The sequence below is a fragment of the Limnoglobus sp. genome (genome assembly GCF_059499385.1).
Map to the genome: position 1 here is coordinate 68,138 of NZ_JCABYM010000048.1, position 11,185 is coordinate 79,322.

6 protein-coding genes, 2 tRNA genes and 1 rRNA gene are annotated in these 11,185 nt (G+C 63.4%); 8 read left to right on the top strand and 1 reads right to left on the bottom strand.

The annotated features are described in order from the left end of the window. The first annotated feature begins 79 nt into the window (after positions 1–79). The gene (locus tag AC5JJ2_RS09210) at positions 80–1,864 is read left to right on the top strand and encodes an FG-GAP repeat domain-containing protein (protein ID WP_495857686.1); all 1,785 of its coding nucleotides are present in this window, start codon (positions 80–82) and stop codon (positions 1,862–1,864) included. Positions 1,865–1,980: 116 nt separating this feature from the next. Here the strand turns inward: AC5JJ2_RS09210 and AC5JJ2_RS09215 are convergent, their stop codons facing one another. Beyond that, positions 1,981–2,427, bottom strand: a complete 447-nt coding sequence (locus AC5JJ2_RS09215) for a hypothetical protein (protein WP_495857687.1) — start codon at positions 2,425–2,427, stop codon at positions 1,981–1,983. A gap of 150 nt (positions 2,428–2,577) precedes the next feature. Here AC5JJ2_RS09215 and AC5JJ2_RS09220 point away from each other — a divergent pair, with 150 nt between their 5' ends. The 7 genes from AC5JJ2_RS09220 to AC5JJ2_RS09250 form a co-directional block, all read left to right on the top strand. Then, positions 2,578–3,864 carry an MFS transporter gene (locus tag AC5JJ2_RS09220; RefSeq protein ID WP_495857688.1) on the top strand — a complete coding sequence of 429 codons (1,287 nt, stop codon included), beginning with the start codon at positions 2,578–2,580 and terminating at the stop codon, positions 3,862–3,864. Continuing rightward, the gene (locus AC5JJ2_RS09225) at positions 3,865–5,295 is read left to right on the top strand and encodes an oxidoreductase (protein ID WP_495857689.1); all 1,431 of its coding nucleotides are present in this window, start codon (positions 3,865–3,867) and stop codon (positions 5,293–5,295) included. It begins immediately after the preceding gene. Between the two features lie 25 nt (positions 5,296–5,320). Beyond that, positions 5,321–6,118: an HpcH/HpaI aldolase family protein gene (locus AC5JJ2_RS09230; RefSeq protein ID WP_495857690.1), complete on the top strand. Its 798-nt coding sequence runs from the start codon at positions 5,321–5,323 to the stop codon at positions 6,116–6,118. A gap of 354 nt (positions 6,119–6,472) precedes the next feature. After that, a complete protein-coding gene (locus tag AC5JJ2_RS09235; RefSeq protein ID WP_495857691.1) occupies positions 6,473–7,774 on the top strand; it encodes an aminotransferase-like domain-containing protein in 1,302 nt (433 codons plus the stop codon). 304 nt (positions 7,775–8,078) lie between these two features. Then, positions 8,079–8,152 (top strand) — tRNA-Ile (locus AC5JJ2_RS09240). A 20-nt stretch (positions 8,153–8,172) separates the two neighbouring features. Continuing rightward, positions 8,173–8,245: transfer RNA gene (locus AC5JJ2_RS09245), tRNA-Ala, on the top strand. A gap of 445 nt (positions 8,246–8,690) precedes the next feature. After that, a 23S ribosomal RNA gene (locus AC5JJ2_RS09250) occupies positions 8,691–11,185 on the top strand; the annotation flags it as partial.

Here is an 11,185-nt window from a genome sequence, read left to right on the forward strand (position 1 = left end):
CGCGGGCGAATTCTAGCGGTCCCCGACGAAACGGCAGCGGCACGGCTAGAATCAGCGGTAGCCCCTCCGAGGACGCACCATGTCCCGCTTCCTGGCCCTCGCCATCGGTTCGATGCTCGCACTTCCCGCGGCCGGGCAATTCCGGCCGGACCTCTCGACCGACCTGTCGCGCGGGTTCGGCGGCGTCTCGTCGGACCAGTTCTACCAGTCGCAGGTTCAGCACGCGGCAAACCAGTTGCTCGCGGAGTTGAACAGTGTCCGCACGGAAGTGTCCCGCCTCCGCGAATCGCTGGCCGTGAAGATGGAACTGAGTCGCTTGGCGGATCAGGCGGTGCGGGACGCGGACGCGCTCCGGCGGCTGGCGGCGACGACCGCGGACAAGCGGCGACTGATCCGGGCGGACGAACGGGTTGATGCGTCGGTCGATGCGTTCATGCTGCGGGCGGGGCAACTGTCGGCCGGGTCCACGAACCTCTCGACCGCGATCACGCGGGCGCAGTACGCGGACCAACAGCTTCACGCCGCGCTCGGGTTTGAGGACGGCGCGGGCGGGCTGACGCAGATCGTCCGCACGGCGTCGGCCGTCGTCGATCAGACGACGCAACTGCGGCACGTCGCGTCGAACAGCGTGGACGCCGTCGGCTACACGCGACAACTCGACCGGCAGGTACGAGCCTTCGGGATCACTGTCGATCAACTCCGGCGGAGGCTCGAAGGCGGCGGCACGCTGCAGGCGGCCGTCACGGACTACCAGCAGGCTTCGCAACAGTGGGCGAACATCTCGCCGAGTCTGGCCCAACTCGCGACCGATGCGGCGGTGCGAATCCAGATCGCCCGCGTCGAGAGCTTGTTCCGGCAACTGGGCGACCAGTTGCAAGTCGGCGGCGGGCCGGACCCGAACCAGCCGGGCTTCGGGTTCCTCACCCGCGGCATGTTCGCGGTCGGGGCCGGAGAAGGGGGAGGGCCGCGGGTGTGCGTATTCGGCCAGATCGGCGATGCGCCGCTGTTCGACTTCTTCGCGTTCGACCCGAACTACCGCGGCGGCGTCCGCGTGGCCGTCGCGGACCTGAACGGCGACCGCATCCCGGACATCGTGGCCGCCCCCGGCGGGCCGCGGCCGGGGCAGCGCGGGATGCCGCCGCTGGTCCGCGTGTTCAACGGCCGCACGCTCGGGCTGATGAGCGAGTTCCTGGCGTACAACGCCGACTGGACAGGTGGGTTGTTCGTCGCCGCCGCGGACCGCACCCGGCAGGGGCGGGCGATCGTCGTCACCGGGGCGGACGTGGGGGCCACGTCGCACGTCAAGGCGTTCGACCTGCGGACCGGGAAGGAACTGTCGAGCTTCAACGCCTACGACCAAAATTTTCGCGGTGGCGTCCGGGTCGCGCTCGGCGACGTGGACGGCGACGGCCTACCGGACATCGTGACCGCGCCGGGGCCGCAGCACGTTCCGCAGGTCAAAGTCTTCGCCGGGACGAACGGCCGCGTCCTCGCCGATTTCCTGGCCTACGACCAGAACCACATCGTCGGGGCGTGGGTGGCGACGGCGGACATCACGAAGAACGGCCGGGCGGACGTGATCGTCGGGCCGGACGTGCAAGGGAGCGGCGTCGTCCGCGTGTTCGACCCGATCCGCGGCCGGAAGCTCGGCGAGGTGGCCCCATACCCCGGCAAGTTCCGCGGCGGCGTCCGGGTCGCGGCCCACGACGTGAACAGCGACGGCGTGCTGGACATCGTGTGTGCGCCGGGGCCGGACTACCCGGTCCCGGTGCGGGTGTTCGACGGCCGGAACTCGAAGCCGCTGGTGGAGTTCTACCCGTTCGAGCGGACGTTCGGCGGCGGCGCGTTCATCGGGGCGAAGTAACCTGACTTCCGAAGTCCGGTTTCGACTTCGGAAGTCGATGCGGCGCAGTTGCGATCCTTACCTCCCGCGGGTGCAAGTCCCGTTCGACTTCCGAAGTCGAAGCCGGACTTCGGAAGTCAGGCTTCTTCCTTCCCCCACACGCAGACGCCGAAGCCGTTGAGGTCGAGGTCCTCGCCCTTCTCCTCGTCGCCGGGGCCGCCGCGGTCCATCGACAGCCGGAGGAATAGCCAGAACGCCGACTTCTCGCCCTTGTGGTCGTACCCGTTCGCGTCCACGTCGCCCTCGATCAGCCACCGCCAGGCCCGCTTCTCGTTGTTCGCGTCCACGCCCTCTTCCTGCCACCCCTTCAGCACGCGGGCCATGTTCTGCACGGCCGCCTTCCATGCCTTCGACTCGGAGACGTGCAGCCTCAACTCGTCCGGCTCCTTCTCCAGCTTCGCGTTCGGCAGGTTCACGACCGCCTCGAACAGCTTGTGTTCGAGGGCCGAGCAACGCCACGGCGACCAGAGGTAGAACGTGACGCCGGGGGCGTCCATCGTCAGCCCGTACAACTCGACCTGCATCGAACGTCTCGCTTTCCCGCCGCGGGCGGTCTCATCATGTGTATCCCGCAATCTAATCGCGGCGGCCGGTCACGGAAAGGCGCGGCCGCGAACCGTTTTCAAACTCGTATCTTGTCTACGGTCCGTTTCCCCTACCGGAGTCGATTTTCCGTGAGTGAACAGGGAAGTCCGCGGTTCGTCCCGCTCCGGCTATGCGTGATGATGTTCCTGCAATACGGGGCGCTCGGGGCGTGGGTCGTGCCGCTGTCCGGGTGGCTCCTCCGGCCGGCAGAACTCGGCGGGCTGGGATTCAGTTCGCAGCAGACGGCCGCCGTCTACGCCACGATCGCGGCCGGCGGACTGATCGCCCCCTTTTTCACCGGGCTGCTCGCGGACCGGTTCTTCGCGTCCGAGAAGCTCGTCGGCTCGATCCATCTCGTCATGGTCGTGTGCATGGTCGCGGCGGGAAAGATCGGCCGCGAGTTCTCCGGCCCGGCCGCCGATCCTAGCGTGGCGTTTCCCGCCCTGTTCGCCGTGCTGTTCGTGTACTGCGTCTCGTGCGTCCTCGCGATCACGGTCGGGAACACGCTCGCCATGCGGTCGCTGCCGAACCCGCAGAAGACGTTCGGCCTCGTCCGGCTCGTCGGCACGTTCGGGTGGATCGTGGCGTGCGTGGTCGTCGAGTTCTTCTTCGTCGCGGACTCGGCGGATATCTTCCACGTCGCGGCCGCGTTCCATTTCGTGCTCGGAATTCTGGGGTGGAAGCTGCCGCACACGCCGCCGAAGGGGAAAGGCCGGCCGATCGTCGAGGTGATGGGCCTGCCCGCGGCGAAGTTGTTCCGCGACCCGTCGTTCGTCGTGTTCGCCGCCGTCGCGTTCTTCACCCAGGTGATGCAGCAGTTCTACACCGTGTTCGCCATGCCCTACGTGAAGGACCTCGGCATGAAGGAACCGGGGGCGATGCTGAGCATCGCGCAGGTCGTCGAGATGGGGTGCATGGCCTTGATGCCGGTGATGGTCGGCCGGTTCGGGCTGAAGGCGACGATGCTCGTCGGCATGGCCGCGTGGGTGCTGCGGAACTCCGTTCTCATGGCCGGCGGGCTGCCGGCCATCACGGCCCTCGCGCTGCCGATGCACGGCGTCAGCTACACGTTCTTCACGATCGTGGCCGCGCTGTATATCGACAAGGAAGCGCCGCCGCACCTGCGGGCCGGAGCGCAGGCCCTGCTCACGTTCGTCTCCGGCGGCCCCGGCACGCTCGTCGGGTCGGTCGTGAGCGGGTGGGTCAAGGACATCAACACGGTCGGGGCGGTCACGGACTGGTCGGCCGTGTGGCTGGTCCCGACGGTCGGGTGTGTGGTGGCGATGGTGGCGTTCATCTTCCTCTTCCACGAACCGCGGACGCCGCAGCCGGACGTGGGCGAACACACGCCCGAACTGCGGCCGGAGAACCCGTAGATGGCCCGGTTTTTCAAGTACAAGTCCGTCGCCGACCTGGAGGCCGAGAACGCCCGCCTCGGCATCGACCTGCGGTTCACCGACGACCTGTCGCCGCTCTCGCAGCCCGTCGCGGTCGGTTCCCGCACCGTCGGCAACCGGTGGTGCATTCACCCGATGGAGGGCTGCGACGGGGAACTCGACGGCACGCCGGGCGAGCTGACGTTCCGTCGGTACGTGCGGTTCGGCGGCGGCGGGGCGAAGCTCATCTGGGGCGAGGCGTGCGCCGTCACCGCGAGCGGGAAGATGAACCCGCGGCAGATTTCGCTAATTCCGAGCACGAAGACGGCATTCGCGAAGCTCGTCGAAGAAACGCGGAAGGCCCATCGCGAATCGGTCGGCGACGACTCGGACTTACTCTTCGGCATTCAGCTCACCCACTCCGGCCGGTACAGCGTGCCGCGGCCGATCATCGCGACCCACGACCCGCTCCTCGACCCGCGGACGACCGCCAACAAGGCGACCGGGGCGAAGGTCACGGCCGATTACCCGATCGTGACCGACGACGAGCTTAAGCGGCTCGTCGATGACTACGTCGCGGCGGCGAAGCTGGCGGTCGAAGTCGGGTTCGACTTCCTCGACGTGAAGCAGTGCCACCGGTACTTGCTGAGCGAACTGCTCGGCGCGCGGAACCGGCCCGGCCCCTACGGCGGCAGCTTCGAGAACCGCACCCGGCTGGCCCGCGAAATCTTCACGGCGATCAAGGCAGTTGTTCCGAAGAACGTCGTCATCGCGACGCGGATGAACGGGTTCGACAGCATTCCGTTCCACAAGGGCGACAACGACGACGGCACGCCGGACGCCTGGGCCGCGCCGCTCGCCAACGGCTGGGGCATGAGCGAAACCGACCCGTTCACCCCGGACATGACCGAGCCGATCCGCTGGGTGCAGGACATGCGTAGCCTCGGCGTCGATCTCGTGAACATCGCCCTCGGCAACCCCTACGCGCAGCCGCACTTCGGCCGGCCGTTCGAGTACCCGCCGCCGGACGGGTACGAGTCGCCGGAACACCCGCTCGTCGGCGTGGACCGGCACTTCAAGTGCGCCGGCGCGATCCAACAGGCGAACCCCGGCCTCGCCGTCGTCGGCACGGGGTATAGCTACCTGCAAGAGTTCTTCCCGCAGGCCGGGGCCGCGAACCTCCGCGACGGGCGGATCACGTTCGTCGGCGTCGGCCGGGCGTCGCTGGCCCAACCCGATTGGGTGAAGCAGCTCGCCGAGCACGGCAAGATGGACCGCAAGCGCGTCTGCCGGACGTTCAGCTACTGCACGGCCTTGATGCGCGAGAAGAACCACCCGATGGGCCAGTACCCGACCGGCTGCCCGCCGTTCGACAAGGAAGCCTACGGCGACATCTGGAAGGAACTCCAAGACCTCAAGGTGAAGAAGTAACCTTTCCCCACACGAGACGCCGCTCATGCGATCCAACCCGATCAAGCAACTCCTCCGGGCCGGGAAGCCGGCCGTCGGGACGTGGCTGTCCCTCGGCAACATCACGGCCGCCCGGTTCCTCGCCCGCAGCGGGCTGGACTGGGTCTGCGTGGACATCGAGCACTCGCTCGTCGGCATCGAGACGGCCACGCACATCTTCGGCAGCGTCGCCGACGCCGGGGGGATCGCCTTGGCCCGCGTTCCGGCGAACAAGCACGATCACATCAAGCGCGTTCTCGACAACGGCGGGCACGGCATTGTCGTGCCGATGGTCTGTTCGCGGAAGGAGGCGGAGGACGCGGTGACGGCCTGCCTCTACCCGCCGCTCGGAACCCGCAGCGTCGGCGGCAGCGTCCACGCCCTGAACTGGAACGCCACGCCCAGCGACTACTACGCGAAGGCGAACGACGAAATCGCGATCATCCTTCAGTGCGAACACATCGACGCGGTGACCGACTTCGACAACATCTACTCCGTCCCGGGCATCGACGCCGTGTTCGTCGGCCCGAACGACCTGATGGCGAGCATGCGCAGCGCCGACGGTAAGCCGCCGTCGCCGGAGGCGTTCAACAAGGCGCTGGCGGACATCCTGGCCGGCAGCAAGCGGATCGGCGTCCCGGCCGGGATTCACACGTTCAGCATCGACGACGCGAAGAAGCGGATCGCCGAGGGGTGGCAGTTCATCGCCGTCAGCAGCGAGCTGAAGTTCATGGCCGACGGCGCGAAGGCGGTCGTGGACGGCCTCGGGCTGGGGAAGGGCGGAGGCGACCTGGCGAAGTATTGACAAAGTAGTAGGCACACTCCGTGTGCCGTCTGCTGTCGGTCGCAGCGGCTCGGACGAACTCTCTGGGAGCATGAACGAGACGGCACACGGAGTGTGCCTACTACTATGCCCACGAATTTCGCGATGGCCCCCGAACCGATTCGGTGCTATTCTCTCTCTACTCCGAAAGGTGAACTATGACTGCAGCCGCCGCAACCCGTTCGACCGTGACCGCCGCCGTGGCGGTTGCCGTCGTCGTTGCGGCCGTTGCCGTCCGTTCGCCGTAATCCGGGGTCGCGAGTCACTGAAATCGTGCCGACCCCGGAGCAACCCTCCGGGGTCGGTTGCATTTCCTACCACCGAAAGGGTCGTGTCATGCCGCCAGAGTTGCCGTTGTCGAGCCGGTCCCGCCGGACGGCCGATTCGCCGATCACCTACTTCATCCAGAAGGCGATGGAGACGCCGGGGCTGATCTCGCTGGCCGCCGGGCTGGTCGATGAGTCGGCCTTCCCCAGCGAGGAGGTCGCGAAGGTCGTCGGCGAGCTGCTCGCGGACCCGGCCACGGCGAAGGCGGCCCTCCAGTACGGCTCGACGCAGGGCCTGCCGCGGCTCCGCGAACTCGTGTTAAACCACGTCTGCGAGGCCGACGGCGTGAAGCCGGGCGACCTCAACCTCAGTCCGGCCGACGTGATCTTGACGACCGGCTCGCAGCAGATGCTCTACCTGCTCGGCGAGGTGCTGCTCGAACCCGGCGACATCGTGATCGCGGAGGCCCCGTCGTACTTCGTCTTCCACGACAGCCTCAAAAGCCACGGCGTAAAGGTCGTCACGATCCCCATGGACGCGGGCGGGCTGAAGATGGACGCCCTGGAATCGACGCTGGAAAAGTTGGACCGAGCGGGTGACTTGCCGAAGGTGAAGCTCATCTACACCGTCGATTACTTCCAGAACCCGACCGGCCTGAGCCTAGCGGCGGACCGACGGCCGAAACTGGTCGAGATCGCGAAGCGGTTTAGTAAGAAGCAGCGTATCTTGATCCTCGAAGACGCGGCCTACCGCGAGCTGCGGTACGACGGCGACGACCTGCCGAGCGTGAAGCGGTTCGACCCGACGAACGAGTACGTCATCTACACCAGCACCTTCTCCAAGCCGTGCTCGCCGGGGCTGAAGACAGGTTATTCGCTGGTCCCGCGCGACCTGGTAGGCCCGATCTGCAACTTGAAGGGCAGCCACGACTTCGGTTCGACCAACCTCGCCCAGCACGTCCTGTGCAAGTTGTTGGAGTCGAGGGCGTTCCACAAGCACGTCGAGAAACTGCGGGGCGTGTATCGCACCAAGCGGGACGCGATGCTGCGGGCGATCGAGGAAGAATTCACGGACTGGCCCGGCGTGACGTGGACTGTGCCTGCGGGCGGGATGTACGTCTGGATGACGTTCCCTAAGTGGGTCGAGACGGGGAAGGGCAGTCCGCTGATCGAGCGGGCCATCGCGGAAGGTGTGATCTACGTCCCCGGCAACCTCGGCCACGTCCCCGACGAGGCGGGGCGGGTCACGAACAACGAGACTCGGTTAAGCTTCGGCGTCGCCGAACCGGGGCAAATCGCGGAGGGGATTCGTCGATTACGGAAGGCCGGCCGTGGGCTGGAAACGGCCCCGACGGTGGCCCGCTCGGCGTGATTTTGGCGCGGCCACCCGGCGTTTCGGAAAGATTTTTCCGCCGCCGGAGGGCCGCAGGAACGCCGGGATTTCAAGGGATTTCGCGCGAATCCGGCCCGGTTCGGCACACGATTCGCGCGGGTCGCCTTGACGCCACGGCCGCGTTGCTTAGAATTTGTGAACCTACGGGAAACCACGATGGCGACACACATTCGCGCGAACCACGGACGGGATGAAATCATCACCTAGAAGTGCTCTCGTCGGAATGTGTCGCCGGCAGAGCCAAACCCGATTCGGTTTGGCTCTTGTGTTTAACAGAGACGTTGCGGGTATAGCTCAGTTGGCTAGAGCGCAGCTCTGATAAAGCTGAGGTCCTTGGTTCGAATCCAAGTACCCGCACTCGGACGGGGTCAAGGATCGGGGAAATAGCTCAGCTGGTAGAGCACCTGCTTTGCAAGCAGGGGGTCAGGGGTTCGAATCCCCTTTTCTCCACAGGTGGTAACGAAACACGGGAGTCGCGAAAAAAAAATTCTTCGGGAAGTGTTGACGAAGAATCGCGACGCCACTAAGAATACTGCACGCGAGTGACGCAATAGCAAGTCTGCTAAAGACTTGCGGCGGAACTGGCGATAGTAACGGCGGGCAACCTCGGTAGCCGGCCCGTAGATCGTAGCGAGTGGCATTGCCAGGAGCCTCGATCTCAAACGACGATCTTTGACAACTTGGGTGAGTACGAAGTCGCATCAAGAAATCGACTCCGATGGGTAACTATCGGTGGCGATGTTTTGTTGAATGATTTCTCGAGCACGAGCCTTAGAAAGTGAACGAAGTCTATCGTCGATTCCATTCCTCTATCCCGAGGTATGGAATGTTCTAATAGCTCCTGTTGCGATCTTCTCCATCGCGTGGCGACACGGGGTGAGGGGGTGAGCAATGTGGCCAAGCTATTAAGGGCGTGTGGGGGATGTCTTGGTGCTAGAAGGCGAAAGGGCGTGGAAGACTGCGATAAGTCCGGCGGAGCTGTCAAACGAGCTTTGATGCCGGAATCCCCGAGCAAACCCAGGGAACTGAAACATCTCATTACCTGGAGGAAGAGAAAGAAACCTCGATTCCGTCAGTAGCGGCGAGCGAACGCGGAACAGCCCAAACCGGAGGGGCTTGCCCTTCCGGGGTTGTAGGACTGCGGCGGACCCGAATCGATAGCCAAACGGTCTGGAATGACCGGCCACAGCGGGTGAAAGCCCCTTAGGTGACATCGGTGGAGGCCTAGCAGGATTCCTGAGTACGACTCAACACGTGAAAGTGAGTCCGAATCGGCGGGGACCATCCCGCAAGGCTAAATACTCTCTAGCAACCGATAGCGAAAAGTAGCGCGAGCGAAAGATGGGAAGAACCCCGACAAGGGGAGGATACTGAACCTGAAACCACATGCCTACAAGCGGTCGGAGGGCTACGGGGCAACCCAGGCCTGACGGCGTGCCTTTTGCATAATGATCCGACGACTTATCGTCACCGGCAAGGTTAAGCGCCTCTGGCGCGTAGCCGAAGGGAAACCGAGTCTTAACGGGCGCCAAGTCGGGGGCGGTAGACGCGAAACCACGTGATCTACGCATGGCCAGGATGAAGTGGGGGTAACACCCCATGGAAGACCGAACACACGAGTGTTGAAAAACTTGGTGATGAGCTGTGTGGAGGATTGAAAGTATCATCAAACGTGGAGATAGCTCGTTCTCTCCGAAATAACTTTAGGGTTAACGTTCGACTAGTTGGCACCGGGGGTAGAGCGACTGATTTCGAACGGGGGCCTACCCGGCTACCCGTCGAAGCCAAACTCCGAATACCGGTGTACCAAGGTCGGGCAGCTAGACTGTGGGGGATAAGCTTCATAGTCGAGAGGGGAACAACCCAGATCACCCGCTAAGGTCCCCAAGCCATACTCAGTGCGAAAGGAAGTTGAATCCCTGAGACAGCCAGGATGTTGGCTTAGAAGCAGCCACCATTTAAAAAGTGCGTAATAGCTTACTGGTCGAGGGGTTCTGCGCCGATAATGAACGGGACTCAAGTATGGCACCGAAGCGGTGGGTGTGCTTGCACACGGTAGGAGAGCGTTGCAGTTGCGGCGAAGGTGTACGGACGACGGGCACTGGAGCGGCTGCAAGTGATTATGTCGGAATGAGTAGACGATAAAACGGGTGAGAATCCCGTTCGCCGTAAACCTAAGGTTTCCTGGGGAAGGTAAATCCGCCCAGGGTTAGCCGGTACCTAACGCAAGGCCGAAAGGCGTAGCGGATGGACAGCAGGTTAATATTCCTGCGCTCACCGTGCACTATGGGACGCTGAGTTCGAGTCCGGTAGGCTTAGTAGATTGCCTCAGGGCGTTTAAGATCCCGATACGGACGAGAACACAGCCAAGAAAACCGCACGGTAACCGTACTAAAACCGACACAGGTAGGTGAGATGAATATTCTAAGGCGCTCGAGAGAACTCTCGTGAAGGAACTCTGCAAATTAAATCCGTAACTTCGGGAAAAGGATTGCCCCCATCCGTGGGGGTCGCAGTGAAAAGGTTCTAGCGACTGTTTACTAAAAACACAGGTCTGTGCGAACACGTAAGTGGCGGTATACAGACTGACGCCTGCCCGGTGCTGGTAAGTTAAGGAAGAGGGTTAGCCGTAAGGTGAAGCTCGCAACCGAAGCTCCAGTAAACGGCGGCCGTAACTATGACGGTCCTAAGGTAGCGAAGTTCCTTGTCGGGTAAGTTCCGACCTGCATGAATGGCGTAACGACTGGAACACTGTCTCCACGAGAGACTCGGTGAAATTGTAGTTGTCGTGAAGATGCGACATACCCGCAGCTAGACGGAAAGACCCCGTGAACCTTAACTGTAGCTTGGTATTGGGTTTAGACCCAACATGCGTAGCGTAGGTGGGAGACTGCGAAACGTCCCTCTCGGGGGACGGTGAGTCGTCGATGAAACACCACCCTTGTTGTGTTTGAATTCTAACGACGTTCTATGAATCTAGGCGTCGGACAGTGCTAAGTGGGCAGTTTGATTGGGGCGATCTCCTCCTAAAAGGTAACGGAGGAGTGCAACGGTACCCTCAGCCCGGTTGGCAATCGGGCAACGAGCGTAAACGTAGAAGGGTGCTTGACTGCGAGCCCGATAGGGCGAGCAGGGACGAAAGTCGGCGTTAGTGATCCGGCGGTCCCGTATGGAAGGGCCGTCGCTCAACAGATAAAAGGTACTCCGGGGATAACAGGCTTATCTCCTCTGAGCGTTCATAGCGGCGAGGAGGTTTGGCACCTCGATGTCGGCTCATCACATCCTGGGGGTGGAGAAGCTCCCAAGGGTTCGGCTGTTCGCCGATGAAAGTGGTACGTGAGCTGGGTTTAGACCGTCGTGAGACAGGTCGGTCCCTATCTGCTGTGGGCG

What these genes read in the sequence shown, in the direction of transcription:
- AC5JJ2_RS09210 (WP_495857686.1), top strand. Translation starts at nt 80, where the DNA reads ATGTCCCGCTTCCTGGCCCTCGCCATCGGTTCGATGCTCGCACTTCCC.
- AC5JJ2_RS09215 (WP_495857687.1), bottom strand. Translation starts at nt 2,427, where the DNA reads ATGCAGGTCGAGTTGTACGGGCTGACGATGGACGCCCCCGGCGTCACG.
- AC5JJ2_RS09225 (WP_495857689.1), top strand. Translation starts at nt 3,865, where the DNA reads ATGGCCCGGTTTTTCAAGTACAAGTCCGTCGCCGACCTGGAGGCCGAG.
- AC5JJ2_RS09230 (WP_495857690.1), top strand. Translation starts at nt 5,321, where the DNA reads ATGCGATCCAACCCGATCAAGCAACTCCTCCGGGCCGGGAAGCCGGCC.
- AC5JJ2_RS09235 (WP_495857691.1), top strand. Translation starts at nt 6,473, where the DNA reads ATGCCGCCAGAGTTGCCGTTGTCGAGCCGGTCCCGCCGGACGGCCGAT.